Annotated in this window: 20 protein-coding genes and 2 tRNA genes; 9 read left to right on the top strand and 13 right to left on the bottom strand. The window is 42.1% G+C overall.

Going from position 1 to position 18984, the window contains the following annotated elements:
• Positions 1-134 precede the first annotated feature (134 nt).
• On the top strand, positions 135-728 hold the full coding sequence (locus PVE40_RS10070; RefSeq protein ID WP_274731796.1) for a DUF975 family protein: 594 nt from the start codon (positions 135-137) through the stop codon (positions 726-728).
• A 16-nt stretch (positions 729-744) separates the two neighbouring features.
• Here the strand turns inward: PVE40_RS10070 and PVE40_RS10065 are convergent, their stop codons facing one another.
• The 4 genes from PVE40_RS10065 to PVE40_RS10050 form a co-directional block, all read right to left on the bottom strand.
• Positions 745-1248: a glycosyl-4,4'-diaponeurosporenoate acyltransferase CrtO family protein gene (locus PVE40_RS10065; RefSeq protein WP_274731795.1), complete on the bottom strand. Its 504-nt coding sequence runs from the start codon at positions 1246-1248 to the stop codon at positions 745-747.
• 15 nt (positions 1249-1263) lie between these two features.
• A complete protein-coding gene (locus PVE40_RS10060; protein ID WP_274731793.1) occupies positions 1264-2346 on the bottom strand; it encodes a glycosyltransferase family 2 protein in 1083 nt (360 codons plus the stop codon).
• A 21-nt stretch (positions 2347-2367) separates the two neighbouring features.
• Positions 2368-3861 carry a phytoene desaturase family protein gene (locus tag PVE40_RS10055; protein WP_274731791.1) on the bottom strand — a complete coding sequence of 498 codons (1494 nt, stop codon included), beginning with the start codon at positions 3859-3861 and terminating at the stop codon, positions 2368-2370.
• 132 nt (positions 3862-3993) lie between these two features.
• Positions 3994-4632, bottom strand: a complete 639-nt coding sequence (locus PVE40_RS10050; RefSeq protein WP_274731790.1) for an FMN-dependent NADH-azoreductase — start codon at positions 4630-4632, stop codon at positions 3994-3996.
• A gap of 242 nt (positions 4633-4874) precedes the next feature.
• Between PVE40_RS10050 and PVE40_RS10045 the strand changes: the two genes are divergently transcribed.
• A complete protein-coding gene (locus PVE40_RS10045; protein ID WP_274731789.1) occupies positions 4875-5522 on the top strand; it encodes a helix-turn-helix domain-containing protein in 648 nt (215 codons plus the stop codon).
• Between the two features lie 234 nt (positions 5523-5756).
• On the opposite strand, the gene PVE40_RS10040 is transcribed toward PVE40_RS10045, so the two are convergent.
• The 4 genes from PVE40_RS10040 to PVE40_RS10025 form a co-directional block, all read right to left on the bottom strand.
• Positions 5757-5828: transfer RNA gene (locus tag PVE40_RS10040), tRNA-Gln, on the bottom strand.
• Position 5829: 1 nt separating this feature from the next.
• Positions 5830-5913, bottom strand: a tRNA-Tyr gene (locus PVE40_RS10035).
• 98 nt (positions 5914-6011) lie between these two features.
• The gene (locus PVE40_RS10030) at positions 6012-7601 is read right to left on the bottom strand and encodes an ABC1 kinase family protein (protein ID WP_274731788.1); all 1590 of its coding nucleotides are present in this window, start codon (positions 7599-7601) and stop codon (positions 6012-6014) included.
• A 23-nt stretch (positions 7602-7624) separates the two neighbouring features.
• Complete coding sequence (locus tag PVE40_RS10025) at positions 7625-7906, bottom strand: phasin family protein (RefSeq protein ID WP_274731787.1); 282 nt, start codon at positions 7904-7906, stop codon at positions 7625-7627.
• Positions 7907-8088: 182 nt separating this feature from the next.
• On the opposite strand from PVE40_RS10025, the gene PVE40_RS10020 reads away from it, so the two are divergent.
• The 3 genes from PVE40_RS10020 to PVE40_RS10010 all read left to right on the top strand — a co-directional run bounded on the left by PVE40_RS10020 (position 8089) and on the right by PVE40_RS10010 (position 11601).
• A complete protein-coding gene (locus tag PVE40_RS10020) occupies positions 8089-8676 on the top strand; it encodes an ECF transporter S component (RefSeq protein WP_274731786.1) in 588 nt (195 codons plus the stop codon).
• 133 nt (positions 8677-8809) lie between these two features.
• Entirely contained in the window at positions 8810-9808 is a 999-nt protein-coding gene (locus tag PVE40_RS10015) for a hypothetical protein (protein WP_274731785.1), read from the top strand.
• Complete coding sequence (locus tag PVE40_RS10010; protein WP_274731784.1) at positions 9805-11601, top strand: ABC transporter ATP-binding protein; 1797 nt, start codon at positions 9805-9807, stop codon at positions 11599-11601. The genes PVE40_RS10015 and PVE40_RS10010 overlap by 4 nt, the downstream gene beginning before the upstream one ends.
• Here PVE40_RS10010 and PVE40_RS10005 read toward each other — a convergent pair.
• On the bottom strand, positions 11598-12221 hold the full coding sequence (locus PVE40_RS10005) for a TVP38/TMEM64 family protein (RefSeq protein WP_274731783.1): 624 nt from the start codon (positions 12219-12221) through the stop codon (positions 11598-11600). The two genes, PVE40_RS10010 and PVE40_RS10005, sit on opposite strands and share 4 nt — an antisense overlap.
• Positions 12222-12390: 169 nt before the next feature.
• Here PVE40_RS10005 and PVE40_RS10000 point away from each other — a divergent pair, with 169 nt between their 5' ends.
• Positions 12391-12570 (top strand): hypothetical protein, encoded by a 180-nt coding sequence (locus PVE40_RS10000; RefSeq protein WP_274731782.1) that lies wholly within the window; start codon positions 12391-12393, stop codon positions 12568-12570.
• A 491-nt stretch (positions 12571-13061) separates the two neighbouring features.
• On the opposite strand, the gene PVE40_RS09995 is transcribed toward PVE40_RS10000, so the two are convergent.
• Entirely contained in the window at positions 13062-14204 is a 1143-nt protein-coding gene (locus tag PVE40_RS09995; RefSeq protein ID WP_274731781.1) for an NADH-dependent flavin oxidoreductase, read from the bottom strand.
• Positions 14205-14260: 56 nt separating this feature from the next.
• On the bottom strand, positions 14261-14776 hold the full coding sequence (paiA, locus tag PVE40_RS09990) for a spermidine/spermine N(1)-acetyltransferase (RefSeq protein ID WP_274731780.1): 516 nt from the start codon (positions 14774-14776) through the stop codon (positions 14261-14263).
• Positions 14777-14942: 166 nt separating this feature from the next.
• On the opposite strand from paiA, the gene PVE40_RS09985 reads away from it, so the two are divergent.
• The 3 genes from PVE40_RS09985 to PVE40_RS09975 are packed head-to-tail and all read left to right on the top strand — an operon-like array spanning position 14943 to position 17300.
• Positions 14943-15167 carry a hypothetical protein gene (locus PVE40_RS09985; RefSeq protein ID WP_274731779.1) on the top strand — a complete coding sequence of 75 codons (225 nt, stop codon included), beginning with the start codon at positions 14943-14945 and terminating at the stop codon, positions 15165-15167.
• Positions 15116-15889: an FRG domain-containing protein gene (locus PVE40_RS09980; RefSeq protein ID WP_274731778.1), complete on the top strand. Its 774-nt coding sequence runs from the start codon at positions 15116-15118 to the stop codon at positions 15887-15889. The genes PVE40_RS09985 and PVE40_RS09980 overlap by 52 nt, the downstream gene beginning before the upstream one ends.
• The gene (locus PVE40_RS09975) at positions 15837-17300 is read left to right on the top strand and encodes a DUF6688 domain-containing protein (protein ID WP_274731777.1); all 1464 of its coding nucleotides are present in this window, start codon (positions 15837-15839) and stop codon (positions 17298-17300) included. Before PVE40_RS09980 ends, PVE40_RS09975 begins: the two co-directional genes overlap by 53 nt.
• Positions 17301-17340: 40 nt before the next feature.
• On the opposite strand, the gene PVE40_RS09970 is transcribed toward PVE40_RS09975, so the two are convergent.
• Entirely contained in the window at positions 17341-17787 is a 447-nt protein-coding gene (locus PVE40_RS09970) for a DUF4385 domain-containing protein (RefSeq protein ID WP_274731776.1), read from the bottom strand.
• Between the two features lie 166 nt (positions 17788-17953).
• A complete protein-coding gene (locus PVE40_RS09965) occupies positions 17954-18751 on the bottom strand; it encodes a hypothetical protein (protein WP_274731775.1) in 798 nt (265 codons plus the stop codon).
• Positions 18752-18984 lie beyond the last annotated feature (233 nt).

Raw genomic sequence — 18984 nt, 5'->3', positions numbered from 1 at the left:
TGGTAACTTCAATATAACATGGAATTCACGTGGCGTTTTTTTTATTTTAAATGGCTAAGTTCATTATAAAATCCGCCACCTTTTTTATTTTTAATTTGGTATGATAAAGATAAAAATAATCAGGGAGGAAATTCATGAACCGAGCAGCCTTAAAGCGAAATGCCAGACAACAAGTACGGGAAAATTATTTTCCTTGGCTCCTTGTCGCTATCATTACCATTATTATTTCTTTCTTACAATCATACTCTTCTAAGGAGTATGGGATTGACAAGACACAGATCAGAGTCCGATCGATTCATCTTATCGAATTGTTTGCTGCCGTTCCTTTGTCGAGGCTTGCCTTAGACTTAACCAGAGGCACCTACCGAAGTGCAAAAGAAAGCCTGTTCCACAATGAACAATGGTTGCGGGATTTTGCCGGCATGTTTCTTGTGACACTATACACATTCTTCTGGACACTCCTCTTCATTATCCCGGGTGTTGTAAAGGCGTACAGCTATTCCTTTGTTCCTTATATCTTAGCCGAGGATGAGTCAATTTCGATTACCGACGCCATCGCAGAAAGTCAGCGCATGACGGATGGATACAAATGGGATCTTTTTGTCCTAGACCTTTCCTTTATCTTATGGGATATCGCGGCAGCTTTTACGTTTGGTCTGGTTGGGTTCTACTCCGTTCCCTATCAAAAAGCAACGTGGGCACAATGGTACCAATCTCTAGCCCATTAAAAATAGACAAACAACCTTATAAGGTTGTTTGTCTATTTTTTTCTCTCCGCTTCAACACTCGCTCCAGTCTGGGGCGGTTGTAACGCTGAATAATAATGAAAGGAAGATTGGCTACTAAGGCATAAAGGACCATCAACCATCCAGCCCATAGCGGATTCCATAAGAAGAAAAGAAAAGCAGGCGGAATCAATAGCCAATGGGTTAGTTCAGCTCGCCTCGTTTCGATAATGAATTTGCGGAGGCTGTCTGGGGTACTTTTCCCGAGCGCCGACTTATCGAAGCCCTTTTTAATAATCTTGGTGCCATCTGGCAAGAAATCCTTCCATTGACGAACCCGAACGGTCTTCTGCCAGAACGCGCCCTCCTTTTCAAAAGGGAAGGAACGATACCAAGAAGCGGTCCGCTCAAAAAAGGAATCCGGGAAACGACGGACTTCATAAGAAATACGCAAATGAAGGATGAGCCAGCCGACGATATTGGCAAAGAGAAGCACACCAGTAGACAAATTAAAAATCGGCATACAACTTCCTCCTTGTTATAGTTTCACTTTTCTACCCTTCCACGTCACCGAACGAATGACATACGTTTGGATGAAGGACCAGGCAAATAGGACGAGAAAGAATAGGAATAGAATCGGATAGGCAAAGAGCACGAAGAAATGAAAATTCCCAACGCGATTGGCAAATATAATGCATTGCGCGAGATAGAGTGCGTAGACGATTGACGTAAACGGCTGATCCAAAAGCTGGAATGCCGCGCCTGCTCCTACTCCGGCACTCACCCATAAGACGATACTCGTTAAAATAAGTGGATGAGTCGACCTTGCAGCAGTCGCGAAGTCCTTGCTCCATCCTTGTACGAGTTGTTTGAAACCTTCCGGAAACATCTGGAAGGCAATCGTTCCCTTCCCGCCAAGCAACTCTATTGGATATCCCTTTTCTTGGAATCGTTTCGCCAGAGCAACATCATCAAGAATCCCGGCTTCCATGCCCTGGTGTCCCTTTACCTTCACGTATTCTTCTTTGGTACACATGATAGAAGGGCCAAACGCCCCACCCGTTCGCAACGTATCTCCTAGAATGGAGAAGGCATTTAACCCTGCCATAATAACGACATTAAAGACAAACGACAACTGTTCATGAAGATGATCGGTTTCATGATACGGTTGTGCGGACACAATCCCTGTCCCGCCGCTCGCTTCAAACTTTCGGGCTAATCGCTCGAGACTATCCTCCGCTTCAAAATACGTATCTGCATCCAAGAACAACAACCATTCTCCCGTCGCCTTCTCTGCTCCGTCCCAACAAGCAGACGCCTTGCCCCCTGCTTCTTGACTATTCTTCAAGACAGATACTCCATATTGGCGAGCAATTTCTTGGGTACCGTCTTCTGAATCATCATCCACTACAAGGACTTCTTTCGGTCGAACCGTCTGTTTTTCGATTGAAGCCAGTAGTTTCGGCAACACCTTTTCTTCATTTCGAGCTGGTATAATAATAGAAATCGATGGGACTGATTGGAGGGACATGGTTTTCTGTTTCAAAAATGGTATTCGGGCAAAAGCAAACCAACCCGCTAACCAACCAATAGCAATCCATACAATAAATAAGATAGTCAAACCAGGAGCCCCTCTCTCCGTTTATGCATTTTGTTCACGCTGACTGATTTTGTCGCTGACTTGCTGGCCACTCAGCGTTACCATCGGCATCCCAGCACCTGGATTAACCGTTCCACCGACAAAGTAAAGGTTGTCATAACGCTCACTATGTTTCGGATGTTTGAAGCCATGATTTTTCTTCCGGTGCGAAACGGTGCCGTAAATCGCCCCACGATGCGACAAATAATTCTCCTCAATATCATGCGGAGTCCAGCGGTTTTCTACGACAATATTTTCCCGTAAATCAGTCAATCCCATTTTTTCCAATTTCACTAAAATTCGTTCACGAAACTCGTCATATTCCGCTTTGGTGAAGGGCCGGTCCTGCAAATAAGGAATATGCGGCAGAATCTTGATATTCTCATGTCCAGGAATGGTTTGGCTTGGATCCGTCTTATTGACATTCACTAAGTAAATAGTTGGATCCTCCGGTAATTTGTGGTCATGGAAGTTTTGGTTGAAATTATCTTCTGAAGCATTGGAGAAAAAGAAATTGTGATGTGCTAATTGTGGGTATTCTTTCTTCACACCAAGATGCAAAACGAATCCTGAACTTGCTGGTTCAAATTTCTTCTCTAATTTTTCTGTGTATTCTGGCTCTTCGTCCAACAGCTGTTGGTAGGCAGGAATCACTTCCATATTCGAAACGAAGTAATCAGCTTCCAAAATCGTTCCGTCTTCCAGAACAGCTGCCTTGATGTTTTTGTTTTCCTTTTCTAGCTTCACAACTTGTTGACCATTGTAGAATTGAACACCTAATTCCTTAGCCAATTTGACCATGCCATCCGCAATGTGATGCATTCCACCCGGCACATACCAAATTCCTTGTTTGTGCTGCATGTAAATCATCATATTGAGTACTGCCGGCGCGTCATATGGGGAAGAACCCACATACTTAATGAAGTACGCCAACATATCACGCAACTTCGGATTGCTGACCCGTTTGGCAATCGCATCGTACATGGAAGTAAAGTAATCAAAATCCTTCAGAGCTTTCACCATTCCGTGGTGACGAAGAATCTCCATCGTGCTGTCCAAGCCTTTGTCGAAATAACCCGTTTGAGTAGCATCATAAATGGTTTTGGCATAATCAAGAAAAGTCTGGTACTCTTCCATATCTTTTTCCGTCAACAATGGATTTTCGGCCGCCATTTTAGCGAAGTCTCCGTAGAGATCAATGGTTGTGCCATCTGGGAAAAAGGAACGCCACTCTAAATCCAAACGTTCGATTTTAATATAATCTTCCATTTTACGATTGCTGGCTATGAATAATTTCTCAAAAATATGCGGCATCGTCAGAATGGATGGTCCCAAATCAAAACCAAAACCATCTTGTTCCAGTCGATTCAACTTTCCACCTAGATGATCGTTTTTTTCATAAAGAGACACTTGGAACCCTTGCTGCGCTAGAGAAATCGCCGCTGATAGTCCACCAAGACCGCCTCCAATTACAATAATTGTCTTTTGTTTTTGCATCTTCTGTTCCCGCCTTAACGTTCTTTTTAGTTTTGGTATCACGTTTATAGTACCTCATTGACTTTCAAAAACAAAATAAGACCAATAAAAAGACCTCATCAATAGACCATCGTCTTTTGATGAGGTTTGGTATTAGCTAAGGGTGGATAATTGACGTGCTGCTTCTTTTACGCGTTCTAGTCCTTCAGCAATGATGTTATTTGCTTGATCCGGCATGGAGTTATGCCCTTCAATAACTACCTCTGCCAAGATTTCGTTTCCGAACATTCCAGCAAATACATTGCGCAGGTAGTTCACACTCATTTCCATGGATTGCATTTCTACAGTTGAGTAGATGCCGCCACGAGCATTTAGGAGAATTACTTTTTTATCTGGTTGCAATTGAACCATGTTGCCTGCTTCATCATATTTGAAGGTGAAGCCAGCTGAGAAGACATAATCGATAAAGGTTTGTAAGCGAGCTGGGATTGTCAAGTTCCATAGTGGGAAAGCAATAACAATAACATCTGCTTCACTGAATGCATCCCTTGCTTTTTGGTTTGCCGTCATCAAGCGTTGTTCTACTTCGTTCAGAGTTTCGCCCAATGCCATTTTACCGTATGCATTAAATAAGTCTTGGCCGATGTAAGGCATGTCTTCCTTAAAAATATCGTAGATACGTACGTTTAATTCAGGATTATTTTCTACTTCTTTTAGAAAAGTTTCGAACATGCGACTTGAAACACTTTCGTTTGCTGGTCGGTCGTTCGCTTTAATCATTAATATATTCATAATGACCTCCGAGGTTTTTTTACTTACTTAAAATATAGTACACGATTTAGTTCGATTTCGCAATAATTTATAGTTGAAAATATTTTGTTATGAAACGTTGTTAAACCAACATGTCACAACTGCTGTCATTCGAAAAAAGGCACATTGAATAGATATCTGGCACAAAAAAATTCATAATGAGAGAGGATGTGACCATTTACTTTTTTAAGTTCTTATAAACTAAATGTAGAGGAGGAATAGAAATGGTTTCCATTGGAGAACGAATTAAAGAAGCCAGAAAGAAAAGTGGATTTACGCAACAAATGTTAGCTGAACAACTGAACGTGTCTCGGTCAGCCGTATCCAATTGGGAAGTGGGCAGAAATTATCCTGACTTGGATCTCATCGTTCAGTTAAGTAATGTGTTGGAATTAACGCTGGATGAATTATTGAGGGAGGATACCGTCATGGTCAAAAAAGTTAGTAAGGAACAACGAAAAGGAGTGACTCGAAAAAGAGCTCTACGAATTCTCGTTCCTATTTTAGTTAGTTTACTTCTTACAGTGGGTTACTTTCTCTATCAGGATGTGGGAGTCATCCATGATTTCTTTACCCCGAGCGTTCAAGAAGTAGTTTTGGTTGAGGTGGGGGACGAATGGACCACTGTATCTTTTGAAGAAACGCCCTCTTTCCATATGGATAAGAGACGATGGAAAAAAGCGATTGTCAATCATGCAGACAATCCTTCCTCCCTTGAAATAAGAATTACGAACCAAGAAACAAACGAACAGATGGAGCCGTTTGTGCTAGCACCAGGAAAACAATACTCCTTAAAAAAGCTAGATAAACAAGCCAATTATATAGCAGAAGTAAAAGGAGCTGCAGGAAGATACTTCCTTACGCTATTTTAGGGGCTAAACGAACGAATGGACAAGTGAGCATGTTTTTTTCGCTCACTTGTCCATTTTTAACTTTTTCGGACAAGTGAGCTACTGTTTTCTCTTTCACTTGTCCACTTTTGACTTTTTTGGACAAGTGAGCTGCTTTTTTCTCCTTCACTTGTCCAAAAATGGGTTTTTCTAAAAATAAGGTTCCGTATGCACAAAAAAACCAGGCATCCGCCTGGTTTATCTCATTATGCGTTACTGGGGTAGCTGGATTCGAACCAACGAGTGACGGAGTCAAAGTCCGTTGCCTTACCGCTTGGCTATACCCCAATGGTGGAGGGGGGCAGATTCGAACTGCCGAACCCGAAGGAGCGGATTTACAGTCCGCCGCGTTTAGCCACTTCGCTACCCCTCCATCAGTCCGCTCAAATATCGGACTTATCCATCATAAAACATTACCGTTTGGCTTGCAATCCTTGCACATTTGTTTTAATCATTTTCTAATTTTTGCAGCTACAAATTTCCGGATCGGTAGATAGAAATCAAGAGCCATAAACCAAATAAACCAGAAATCACAAAACCACCTTGACCTAAGTACTGGCCTCCGGGCGTGCCGGACATAATGGAAGATGCTAACAAAAGACCGACAATAATGAGGGACATTACCACCCTGTTTGCCATTTTCTTCAAGTCTATCCATTTTTCATCCAGGTCATCGGTATCAATATTGACGCGCAAGCGACCGCTGATGATTTGCTTCAATAGCTTCGTGACGTTGCCAGGCAACTCGCTTGCATCTCGTAAGGCTGAATAGCCCTTCATGGCAAGCTTCTCGGCATCAAACCGTTGCAAAATCGTTTCGATTGTCAGGTTTTCACGCAGATAATCCTTAGCCGTATCAATCAGATTCAAGTCGGGCGCAATATCTTGAAACACCCCTTCTAGAATCGACAATGCCTTCGCCAATATGGTCAATTCACTTGGAATCGACAAGTTATGCCGTTTGAACATGCGAATGAAATCTGTGATGAATTCCGTCATGCGAATATCCTTCATGTTCGCAGACAAATAAACGTCAAACATATGCTCCAAGTCGTTATAAAGAACCCGCTTATCTAGTGGATGTCGCGGCGTTGCCAACTCCAAACAAACCCGTACCATTAAATCAATATCACGAGAAGCCAACCCTTCAATCAGCTCATTGAGTGAGTGCTTCGTTTGTTCTTGAAGACGGCCCATAATCCCAAAGTCGATAAAGTAAATTTTGCTATCCTTGATAATAAAATTTCCTGGATGTGGATCGCCGTGGAAAAAACCATCCCGAAAAATTTGTTTTAAGTAAGAAAGCATGAGTTTACGAGTAATGTCTTCCATGTCATAGCCCAGAAGTTCCAATTCCTCGCGGTTCGTAATCTTGGTTCCTTCAATATACTCTTCCACCAAAATGCGGCGAGAGGTAAGTCCGTCATACACACGTGGTACCGCAACACAAGCCACATTCCGATTGGTATCGCGGAATTCATTCAACATCCGTGCTTCATTACGAAAATCCAACTCCACCAAGGTATTTTCTTTCACCTGTTGGAGCGCCTCTTTCGGATCAAACACTTCTACCATGGATTTCGGTACACGCTCGCTCAGTCGAATCAATATATCAAGGTCTTGGATGAGCAGTTCATCAATAACAGGGCGTTGTACCTTTACAATCACTTCTTCGCCTGTCCGCAAGATTCCCTTATGCACTTGCGCCATTGAGGCACTGGCTAATGGCTTTTCATCAATCTGCAAGAAAACTTCTCCCAATGCCAATCCCGTTTCTTCCAAAAATATCCGTTCCACTTCAGCAAACGGGAACTCAGGAGCCCGGTCTTGGAGGAGAGAAAGTTCGTCCACAAACGGCTTAGGGAGAATGTCCAAACGAGTGGATAAAATTTGGCCGATTTTAATAAAACTAGGACCCAATTTTTCGAACGCTCGGCGGAGATTCGCCGCATCCAACTCCACTGAATTTTCTTTATTCTTAATTTTATGGTGGTAAACGAAACGCACGCCATAATCAGAGAGCACCCGTACAATTTCGCGTAAACGTTTCTCATTTGCCATGCCATTCTCCCCTTGCCTATTTCTTATTTATTTAGTAATCGATTTAACTTTTCATCCAATGCATCTAATTTTGCTTCTAGCGCAGCGACATCTTCTTTTTTAGCATAACCCATTTGATCAAGCTCATGTTTAGGAACTGGACGCTTGTCCGTTACTTTTCGGGTTAATTCATTTTGCAATTCTTTTCCTTCTTGGACCGTTACACGGCCTTTTTCCACCATCTCGTCAATCAGTTTTTCTGCCTTTTCGACGGAAGTGGAGGTAAAGCCTACACCAGCTAAAAAGATTCGTTTCAATTCTTCCATGTTGTTTCGCTCCTTTTCTAAGCAAGATGACAAAAGAAATTTTATCTAATTCTATTCTAACCTAAATCCCAATAAAATTCAGCCCATAGCATTTTCCTCTCAGGAGTAAAAAACGTTCATTTTCCCGCTTGGTTCTGCTAAAATGAGAAGTGTTATGCAAGATGCATAGAAGGAGAACGCTTATGAAAAATAATAAAAATAAAACATATCGCTTAACATTACTGGGTATCCTTACTGCCATCATCATTATCCAGAATTTTGTGCCTTTTTTAGGCAATATTCCCATCCCACCACTTAACCCAACGATCATCCAAATCACGGTTATTGTGGCAGCCTTTGTGTTGGGAACAAAAGAAGGAATGATAATTGGCGGCATTTGGGGAGTGGTCCGAATGATCAAAGCCTATACCTTGCCAGCTACTCCGCTCGATTTGCTATTATTTACAAACCCTTTCATTTCTTTAGTGCCACGTATTCTCATTGGACTGACAGCTGGAATCGTGTTTCAACTCTTCAAAAAGAAAGGCAAGGACCAGCTCGGGATGGTGGTCGGAGCAGTCGTCGGCTCGTTGACGAATACAATTCTGGTTCTGGTAGCCATTGCGTTACTATATGGGAATGAATATTCTACCGCACTTGGTGTAGCACCTGATCGTTTGATGGCTGTACTTGCTGGCGTAGTCGCCACCAACGGCATCGCTGAAGCAGCAGCATCCGCAATCTTGGCTCCAACTCTGAGCCGCGTGTTATTAAAAGTAAAAAGAAGATAAAAGTGATCATTTGATCATTTTTATCTTCTTTTTAAATTTTATGTAAGAAGAAAGAATATAGATGTAGTTTTTTCTTTTTTGTGCAATTACAAACACAACATCACTCCCATATGCAAAAAGGAGGAGTCAATCCATGAAAAAGCCACACTATTTCTTACTGTTCATCTTTACCATTCTGATCCAGTTTTATTTTAGTATTGTTTTAGATATTGCTGAGAGATACCAACAAGAGAATGGTTCTCATTCACCAGATCTATCTTTGGAAATGCGACTTTTTAGTGGAGATACACAGGAAAATGTTTTCCGAGACTTAGTGGAGGCAAGTAAAGTAGATGACTATGTCCTCCATTATCACCGCTCTTTTGATGATACGATGGGAATTTTGAACTTAACGCAAGAACCGATTGTTTTAGACCAAGATCAAGCTGTTTCTTTCCCCATTTATGAATCTGAAGAAAATCTGAAAATTGCTTTTATACGAAAAAACTCAGATTGGAGCTACCGGGTACAAAACGGAACCGTTCAATTGAACGGGGAGGTATTTGAAGTGGCGGGTTATTTTTCAGAAGAAAGTCCATACATTGACGAATCGACTAATGTATTATTTAACCTTCGTCCTGATCACTTAGGCGTTGGAAAATATGAAGTACACGGATTAGAAACGGACAACCATCCTCTTGTGACTGCTCCGTTTTTCAGGTCCGGAGAAGGCTCTCAACAAGTCGAGTCAACTTCCAAACCATTATTCTTCTATTTATTATTTAACAATGATCTCGTTCCTATAGGGATGACGATTCTGATATCCTGTATCAGCCTCACTATTTTCTTCTATTTTGTAATTCTAGAATCACAAAAAAAGCGAAACATTCACGCCATCTATGGTGCTTCTCCCAAAGCATACTTGATGAAAGAGCTGAATCAAATGAAAGTTCCGTTCATTCTTTCTATTTCAGCCGCATCCATCCTTTATTTACTTTTCGTTTTCATTAACGATGATTTTGGTTTGGATCGGGCGCAATTTATTCTCATCTTCCTCTCCTCCTTCCTTTCTGGCGGATTGTTTATTGTTCTTTACATAGTCGTTTCTTACCTCACTGGAATATTTTCAAAGAATCGGGGGGCGTTGGTTTGAAGACACAAATCCAATACAGCTGGAAAGACCTCTCACGAAATAAATGGATGATTTTGCTTTTGAATATTGCTCTTCTCTTCAGCTTAAATTATTTACTTACAGTGGGAACTTATTTTTTTCAATGGTTTCAAAATCGTGATCTCTACAATCAGTTAGAGCCATTTGAAATATCACGCATGGAAGTAATTTGGGATGAATCGCAAGGCATGCCGAATGACTTTCCCGAACGGGCTTTACCTTTTTATGAAAAAATGCTAACCGAAAAACAAGCTTATGCCATCTTGGAAGGCGGGGAACTAGCCTTAGATGGAAGTACCATTCCTATTTATTATGGATTAGGGGCCGCCTCTGATGTGTTTCAAATGAAACCAGAACAAGAAGAGATTTTCGTGCTTTTAGGAGAAAATGTGTCAGGAGTCAAGGTAGGAAATGTATTAGAGATCCCAATGAGCAATGGTGACTACTCGATTCCAATCACTGGTACCATCCCAGCCGGGAAAAAAGTTATTCTGCACAATCGCTTGATTGAGTTAGACCAAGGAATTTATGTCAACCTTCCTTTTGATGTTTTTCAAGAAGTGACAGCGAGAACATCCTCCAGTTTCTTCTCCTATATCGAACTGCCTAATGATTTGCGGTTCATAGATTTATCGGATGAAGAAGGAAAAGACGCGATTCAAAATATGGAAACCGAGCAAGTACGGATTCTTTTTTCTCCTGACAGCCATCTGTCTTCCATTTTATCTGGAGCAGAATGGGCCGTTATACTAGGCACCTTTACGTTAATCGGCGTTCTATTCGTCACCATCGCCTTTGTAGCCTGCTTTCAGTCCTTCTTAAACAAACATCGAAGAGAATTTCTGATTCAATGGATGTACGGCGCAACCAAAGCGTCGCTCGCGGTTCGTTTAGTCCATGCCGTCGCAATTTCCTTTTTGCCGGCTTTCATTATTTCTTATGTGGGAATCTGGAGACGTTACGAAACAATTTTTAATATTCCGATTGGTACGGTATTGGTTGCCTATCTTGCCCTAGTGGGAATTATCAGTTTACAATTTATCCGAACATTAAAATTGCAAGACCAGTTGATCATGTTGCGAGGGGGGAACGGAATGATGGCATATATCGAAACAAAGGGATTAAGTAAACAGTTTCAGCAAGGGGAAACGACTATTTTTGCGGTTCGGGATGTATCTTTGAGGATTGAAAAAGGAGAAAGTACCGCCATTATCGGCAAGAGCGGTTCGGGGAAAAGTACGCTTTTGCATCTTTTGGGGCAGCTCCTTACCCCTTCTAGCGGACAAATTTTGTTGGAAGGTCAGACCATTCAGAAGTTGTCTGAGAAAAAGAAGGCGCAAATGCGGAATAAACTGTTCGGCTATGATATTCAAGACTATGCCTTAGTCGAAGACGAAACAGTTTTTGAAAATGTCAGAATCCCGCTTCTTTATGCAGAGCATAAGTTATCGAAGAAGGAGCAACGTGACAAGGTAAGCGGCCTGCTGGAGCAAGTTGATTTGGCAGGAATGCTTGATTACAAGGTCAACCGACTTTCAGGCGGGCAACGACAGAGAGTCGCTATATGCCGCAGTATCGTAAATGATGCAGAAATTATTCTTGCGGATGAACCGACTGGAGAGCTCGATACAGAAAATTCCGAAAAAATATTTTCACTGTTACAAGGTTTAACCGAACAAGGGAAAACATTGATTATGGTTACACATAACGTTGATTTGGCTAGTCGTTGTAATCAGATATACCAGATGCAGGACGGAATGTTAGTAGAGGATTAAGCTCCAACTAGAAAAAACTTGGTTAAAAACCATTCTGTCACTTTGGCTCCGCCAGTTCCGTAGAAGAATAGAGTAAGCGGCTTGAAAGTAAAGTAAATGATTAGGAATTTGCGGAAAGTCATGTTCGTCAGGCCAGCAACCATGCACAAGAAGTCGTCTGGAAACCCTGGCAGAAGAAGTGCAATCGCAAAAAGATAATCAAACCGTTTTCCTTTCGTAATCCAATCATGATACTTTTGATACGTTTCCTCGCGGACAAATGCCCGAGCAAAGGTCTTGCCGAATTTACGTGCTAGGAAGAAGTTGATGATGGATCCAATGGTGATTCCAATGAAACCATAGACAAATCCCCATCCAATCCCAAAGATGATTTGTCCCACTACCATGGTTAATCCACCTGGAATAATAGGATAAATGACTTGAATCATCTGGATCAAAATCAACAAAATGGGACCCCAAACTCCCGCTTTTGATAGAACTTCTTTCGTACTTACCAACAATTCTGCATAACCAATTTGGTAAACAGAACAAGCAAGAAAAAGAGTGAGAAGAAAACCCAAAATAACAAACAATCGAAGGAAATTTCGATTCGCTTTAACTAGTGATAAATCCTGACTCATAACAACCATCTCCCTAACAACGACTTCCATTTCATTTATTATAACCGGACTCTCTTCATAGTTCCCTCAGACGTAAGGCTGATTTCTCTCTCGTCAATTCGTTCTATTAGCTATGGGCCATTATTTATGCTATCTTATAGGTATGAAAACGCTTAAGGAGATGACTCACATGCAAAATGAACGCGGCTCAGTTAACAACCCAATCGTACCACCAATTCTTCCAGTTGATCCTGATGAGATCAAAGAAAAAAGAATGGAAGACGAAAAACAAGCAGAAGCTGTTCCAGAGGATTTCGAATCATTCAACCTCGATGCAGTGGATGATCTAAACAAAGATGATAATGAGTAAAAATAGGAGTCTGGGACAAAAGTCTCAGACTCCTTTCTGTATAAGAATGTCTGCCCCGTGAACGTGCTTCAAAAGGCAGCTGCTTACAGATAGGGTATACGTTAGATAATTCGGAACTTAACGCCTTTTTTCACACTCAATTTTCCTTTTAGGCAGTATCGTTGCGATAGCGTAGGTCTTGGAGTCACGATCACCACGCAAAGTCACTTAGCGTGGTGATAGCGAGTTAATTGGGCTGCCTATCGCCACGCAACGCTACTTATCGTTGCGATAGCAAGCTTCATCCGGTTCCTATCGCAACGCAACAACTTATTGAACCCATACGCAAAGAAAAAGAGGCGGGAGAAATTCCACGTCTCTTTTTCCATCTTTCGGAACGGAATTCTTCACCTGGTCGCAAGATAATAGTGCCAAAGTTTGGAATATTAATCGCATCAGGACCTTTATCGTCTTGATTTAGGATAAAAGGATGAGCTAGCCCCCTAACTATTTTAATTTTCAAAGGGCAACCAACCGGGACGGCTCTTCATGTATTCCCACATCATGTCTGGAATTGCCAATTCTTCTCGGTCTTCTTCCTTCAAAACTGTCCGCATTTCTTCACCACTTTTTGCCTTTTCTATCCAGTCTGGTTCGACTATTAGCTTCCGGCCAATCGCAACAATAGGCGCTCCCATTTCTAGAACAGTAGCAGCATCTTCTTCAGTCTCTACTTGTCCAACCCCAATCACTGGAATGTCGTCTCCAATCGCAGTCAAAATTTGGCTGAGAACGGGTGTCTTCGCCTCTTTGTCACGCATACTGGTTTGTTGGTAATGCCCAAGTGAAACGTGGATGTAGTCTAATCCTTCCTTCTTCAACCGGTTCAGTAGCTGCAGTGTGTCTTCCATCGTAATTCCTGGTTCTTCGAGTTCTTCCGGTGAAATGCGGTACCCGAGGATAAACGGTTCTTTTGCATGCTCACGCACTACATTTTGGGCAGCTTCCACAACCGCGAGCAGGAATGCCATTCGTTTCTCTACGCTTCCACCCCACTCATCTTCGCGGCGGTTGGAATGCGGGGAGAAGAACTGCTGAATTAAATACGTATTGGCTCCGTGTAGCTCCACCCCGTCAAAGCCCGCTTCGATTGCGCGGCGTGTAGCTTCTCCGTAAGCAATTACCAGTTCCGCTACTTCTTCTGCAGACAGCGCACGCGGCTCTTCCGCGTCTTTCCGTAAAGGCGCCACTGCACTGGCACTCACTGGTTGTTCCGCTTTTAAGGTTGCCCGTGAACCCATCCGACCTACATGGAAAATCTGAAGGATTGCTTTCGTCCCACTTTGATGAATAGTATTTGCTAGTTTCTTCAAACTAGGAATCATTGCATCCGATGCCGCACTCAGTGAAGCCGCAAAACGTCCATTTTCCATTACGTGCGCACAGGAAGTGATAACGGCTCCCAGTCCTTTCGAACGGCGGGCATAGTAGTTCAGTTCATCTGTCGTTAGCATCCCATTAATAAAAGATGAATTTGTAGTCATCGGCGCAAGAACAATTCGGTTCTCGATTGTTCCGCCATTTGGAAAAATGAATGGTTGAAATAATTGCTCCTTAGTCTGATTCATTTCTTTCTCCTTTTCTCGTTCCGTCATGTATTCTACTCCTATTTTCTCAAAAATAAGTAGATTCGCAAGTTTTAAGAACCAGACTAGAGTTCCTTTGTCAGGATGTAATCCGTTTGTTCTTCATCACCCATATTAAAAACATGGTCCCCTGTATGAACGAAACCCATTTTTTCATAAAAAGAGCGAGCAGCTAAATTCTTCTCCCAAACTCCCAGCCAGATTCGTTGCTTCTTTTGGCTTTCTGCCATTCGAATGGCTTGATCAATCAAATAGGTTCCAAGCCCCTTGCGCTTGAAGGCAGAACGGATATAGATTCGCTCCACTTCCAGTTCGTCGCTTCCCTTGGACTCTGACTGCGCGTCTCCTTGATTTATTTTTAAGTATCCGGCCACTTCTCCATTCACTAATAGGAAGAAGAAAGATGACTCGGGATTCAATAGCTCTTGTTCTAATTGTTCGCGTTGATAGGCATTTTTTAGATATGCCGCTATGTTTTCTGGTTTGTTCTGGCTCTCGAACGTATCCCGGAAGGTTTCTATACTAATTTCTTGGAGTAGACTCACATCTTCTAAGCCACATTTCTTCATTTTTATTTCCATTCAAACACATCCTTTTTGTTTATTAGATTAGGCGAAAAGGATAGAGATAGCAAGAATAATTAATGTGGTCATCTCCTTCATGGCCTAATGGAGGGGGAAGACTACTCGGCAGTGGCAACCTCTATAAACATTGTGTTAAAATTTATGTATGAAAGGAGGGAACTAAATGAGCGTGATTGAAACGATTGAATTGAAAACCATTCATGACTTGCACGATTTTCTATCTCCTGCTGGTGTTAAAAAAGAATTTTTCGCTAAGGAAGAGCAGTATTTATTCCGTGGTGAGGAATCCAATCAATATCGGTTGAATCCTTGTACCGCTCCTTGCGTTTGCCCCCTTTGGATTCCGACTACTATCAATTGGAAGAAACCTATCAATGGATTGAGCTGAAGACATTGCTCAATTTCTTCCGGCTTGCTAATAATGCTGCCATCGACTTGCCAACCATTACAGCCTTCCAACCAAGTATTCTAACCTTCTCTGATCACTATCACTTTCAAGATGATGCTTGGTTACCGAATGAGTTACTGGAATTATTCAGCTTAGCCAGGCATTACTCATTGCCTACCCGCATGCTCGATTGGTCCGATAACATTTATACGGCGCTCTACTTTGCCTGTTCCAGCGCCTTGAAGTGGCCTGAATACAAACGGGAAGACGGGATGGCAATTTATGCCTTGCGCTCTGCTGCCTTACAAAAAACGGATTTCCCAATGCGCTTCGTCCGACCGCTGCGCTTTTATAACCGCAACGCCCATGCCCAAGGAGGCGTCCTCAGTTACTTGGAGACGAAGAATCTATTACAGGAAAAGAATGTCGTTGACAGTATTCCGCCATTAGGTGAAATGAATTCAACACTTGTAAATAAGAAACCGTTAGATGAACGCCTCGAAGACTACTTTTCCGATGAGGCCCCCCCTGCTGGACCGTTCCTACACAAAATCATTCTCGATTCCAGCATGATTGCCGACCTTTATCTTTATTTAGACTCCCTCCACTATTCAGCGGAGAAAATCTTCCCGGATTTATACGGTGTGGTTCGAAAGATGTTGCAAGACGATGCAAATTGGAACCGAAAAGTTCATAATGAAAAGACAGATACAAGTTCGTAAAAGCGCCATTTCCTTTTACGAACTTGTCTTTTTGTCTCCCATTGTTCGGTCATCGAGGTCATTCTTTGTAGTTTCTTTCAGGAATCTTTATAAAAAGTTAATGCTTCTTGTCTATAATGAAAACAATGATGAATCACTTAAGGGGTGTGTCGAGATGAACCTTTTCTTCAAGAAATCCGTCCAGTATTTTTACCGGTCACCGATACTATTTACCATGCTCGTCTCGTTTTTTTCTTCTTTACTAGCAGGCTTACTCAGTAGTGTTATCAGCACCATGCAAAACCCGTCTGATTTTAGTTTTGAAATAGTTGGCTCGGTCATGTTTTTCGCTACATCCTTTATCTTGCCGGTAGTATTAACCATTGAAAATATCATTTTCCTCTTCACTAAACCCAAATCTGATACGCTAAAAAGAGCTATAAAACGATGGGAAATCGCAGCACTTATGGTTGGTGCATTCTTTTCTATTATCTATTTATCCTTCAGTACGATTCTTCTCGAAGACTGGCATGTGCAGCTATATAATAACCAACTGCATTCTCCTATCGCTACTGACTCCTTCTTAACCATTGGTGGCATTGCTTTAGTCGCTACTTTTGGTTATTTCATCCTTCGCTTCATTCCTCTTCAAAAGCTGCCGCCTTTGTTTGCGGTGTTATGCATGTCTGCCTTGTACCTTGGTATCCCGCTAGCGTCATTGTGGTGCATTCAAATACTTAATCTGTTTGACTTCAGGATGGTGCTGCTCAGTTTGCTTCCGTTTAATTGTATCTTGATTGCCATTCGAACCATCAGGGATGTCGTGCAACAACAAGTTGGCATACCCTCTGACACGCAGAAACCCTTACTACGCTTGTTACAAAACACTGCCAACTGGCCGTGGCTGGCTTTTCTTGCGGCGATCCCTTTACTTGGCATCATTGTGGCGGTGCTGTTACTCTTTGGCCAAGAACCGGATCGCTTTATAAAAGCCTGGACAGAAACTGCCGACTGGAATATGTCGCAAAAAATTGCGCCGCAAAACATTATCAAAGATGAGCATTACTTGTGCACCGTTGCAGCTGGCGGTCATCAAAAAATTGTTAAACCGATCCGGACCGGAAAACGACACGGACATGAAGTCATCGTCAATCGGCAATTAAGTATCGCGAATGCCTTCGAACAGTTGCTTGAAGAACGGCTTCCTCGGTTTCACCGCGTAGTAAGGAAAACCTATGACCAGCTCGGTTATCCGATTGCCAGACATATAAAGTCTCCCTATCTGGCAGATATTATTTACTTCATCATGAAACCATTGGAGTGGATCTTTCTCCTTACACTCTACTTGTTCGACGTTAAACCAGAAAATCGCATTGCCGTTCAGTACCCTCATTCAGATCCGAATCTTTTTCATGAGGGAAATGAAAAATAGGGATATCAAAGTCTCTCCAAACCTTGATATCCCTATCTTTTCAACCATATTTTTTCTGATGCTCTTTTTTCAATTTCAAGTAGTCCTCATCTTCCCGTACAATTTTCCATTTTTCTTCGAAGATGGCAGCTGATTCAGCTTTTTGGTCATCTATTTTTCTTTCTTTTCTTTCACCGTTCTCATCATACTTACGACCGCCCCTGTAGTTAGCGTAGCGCCGAGACCTCGTATATCCCATTTGAAGAAACTTCCGAGCCATATCCATCCCAACAAAGTCTCCTGCCTCTTTGTAATCCAGATACATCTGATAAATTTTTTCAGATGATTCTTTAGCGATTTCCGGTGTTTTGAAACGCCAGTGCGGAAGAATTTCACTCTTATACGGCTCCACCAACAAAACACCCTGTTCTCCTCTTCCAACTCGGTACAACTCCGGCTGCTCACGGAAATCTATCTGCTCGAAGTCGAGGTCATAATTAAATGGCATGTTGAACACCTCTTTTTACTGCAACCATACTGGAATAACGCTCTTTAATCAACTAACAAGCATATTGGAACTTGTACTTACTCGGTTATGAATCATACCCTAGTTAAACATACAAATAAGCCAGGAAGGAACTCCGGTAAGAGTTCTCTCTTGGCTTTTCAGCTTGCTATTCCTCGATATTACTAAATTCAATCACAAATACATCCGGTTCATTTGTAATCGTCAGCTTCTCGGCTAACTTCGTTTCCTTATCTACCACTAATTCAAACGTCATCGGGCCTTCCTCATCCACTTCTTTTTCTAAAACCCGATAGGGATCAAACCAATACACAGAGAGAATTTCATCCAGTTGGTCATTCACCTCTCCTGTGTAATGAATTGCCGACTCCTGCTCGTCTTTTTCCTCAATCCCTGCATCCTCTCCCAACGCCTGGAAAGAATGGGCAATCCTTTCGGAAAAATGCGACTGATTATAGGCACTGATTTGATCGGTATTTTGTTCCTCTCCCGTTGAAAAAACATATGTGGCGCCATCCATCTCTTCCCCTAGGACGTTCCATTCAGCTTGGTACCGTTCAGAAGGTGCAATTTCTCTTTCATACTTATCCTCAGATTCACTCAAGACAGGCTCGAAAAGTTGGATCGTCTGACTTTCCTCAGTTTGATTTTCGATTACAAGATTCCCATTTAGTTCAAAATCATCTTCGCTATTGTCGATTGTTCCGGACAGTTCAAATTCGATGGTCAACGGCTGGTCTTCTTCTGTTTGTGCTTTTCCCGTTATCGTTACATCATACTGTTTCACTTGAGTTTCAAGGCCGATTCCCGAAGACTCCATCTCTTCACTCATAACAGCACCCGTTGAAGGTCCCTCTTGGTCGGTAACAACTTCCTCCGGCTCAGAATTCAGACAACCTGCCAATAGAAACGCACTGCCGACTGCAACTATCCCCTTTACTGGCATCTTCCATCCCCGCTTCCTGAATAATAATCTATCACCAGTGTGCCAGACAATGGAAAACAATGCAAAAATAACCTGAATTATTCATACTCCTAAAATTTTCTTGAAAAAATGTTTTTTCAACGATGAAGCATTCCAGTTTTCGGAATTGCCATTAGTTTTTCTAAATGCGCAAGCTGATTTGGCTTCACATTAGGAAAATTGGCGTATGAACCCTATTTTTGGGCGCACGAACC

This window comes from Jeotgalibaca caeni, assembly GCF_028863945.1.
GTDB lineage: Bacteria > Bacillota > Bacilli > Lactobacillales > Aerococcaceae > Jeotgalibaca > Jeotgalibaca caeni.
The sequence above is the reverse complement of the archived record's forward strand: the minus strand, read 5'-3'. Positions and strand labels throughout refer to the sequence as shown.

Bases quoted from the DNA above. Each gene is read 5' to 3' on its own strand.
- PVE40_RS10065 (WP_274731795.1), bottom strand. From the start codon at position 1,248: ATGCCGATTTTTAATTTGTCTACTGGTGTGCTTCTCTTTGCCAATATC.
- PVE40_RS09975 (WP_274731777.1), top strand. From the start codon at position 15,837: ATGCAAATTGGAACCGAAAAGTTCATAATGAAAAGACAGATACAAGTT.
- PVE40_RS10030 (WP_274731788.1), bottom strand. From the start codon at position 7,601: ATGGCAAATGAGAAACGTTTACGCGAAATTGTACGGGTGCTCTCTGAT.
- PVE40_RS10055 (WP_274731791.1), bottom strand. From the start codon at position 3,861: ATGCAAAAACAAAAGACAATTATTGTAATTGGAGGCGGTCTTGGTGGA.
- PVE40_RS10005 (WP_274731783.1), bottom strand. From the start codon at position 12,221: ATGAGTCAGGATTTATCACTAGTTAAAGCGAATCGAAATTTCCTTCGA.
- PVE40_RS09970 (WP_274731776.1), bottom strand. From the start codon at position 17,787: ATGCCATTTAATTATGACCTCGACTTCGAGCAGATAGATTTCCGTGAG.
- PVE40_RS10050 (WP_274731790.1), bottom strand. From the start codon at position 4,632: ATGAATATATTAATGATTAAAGCGAACGACCGACCAGCAAACGAAAGT.
- PVE40_RS10045 (WP_274731789.1), top strand. From the start codon at position 4,875: ATGGTTTCCATTGGAGAACGAATTAAAGAAGCCAGAAAGAAAAGTGGA.
- PVE40_RS10000 (WP_274731782.1), top strand. From the start codon at position 12,391: ATGCAAAATGAACGCGGCTCAGTTAACAACCCAATCGTACCACCAATT.
- PVE40_RS09995 (WP_274731781.1), bottom strand. From the start codon at position 14,204: ATGACGGAACGAGAAAAGGAGAAAGAAATGAATCAGACTAAGGAGCAA.
- PVE40_RS09965 (WP_274731775.1), bottom strand. From the start codon at position 18,751: ATGCCAGTAAAGGGGATAGTTGCAGTCGGCAGTGCGTTTCTATTGGCA.
- PVE40_RS10070 (WP_274731796.1), top strand. From the start codon at position 135: ATGAACCGAGCAGCCTTAAAGCGAAATGCCAGACAACAAGTACGGGAA.
- PVE40_RS10020 (WP_274731786.1), top strand. From the start codon at position 8,089: ATGAAAAATAATAAAAATAAAACATATCGCTTAACATTACTGGGTATC.
- PVE40_RS10025 (WP_274731787.1), bottom strand. From the start codon at position 7,906: ATGGAAGAATTGAAACGAATCTTTTTAGCTGGTGTAGGCTTTACCTCC.
- paiA (WP_274731780.1), bottom strand. From the start codon at position 14,776: ATGGAAATAAAAATGAAGAAATGTGGCTTAGAAGATGTGAGTCTACTC.
- PVE40_RS09985 (WP_274731779.1), top strand. From the start codon at position 14,943: ATGAGCGTGATTGAAACGATTGAATTGAAAACCATTCATGACTTGCAC.
- PVE40_RS10015 (WP_274731785.1), top strand. From the start codon at position 8,810: ATGAAAAAGCCACACTATTTCTTACTGTTCATCTTTACCATTCTGATC.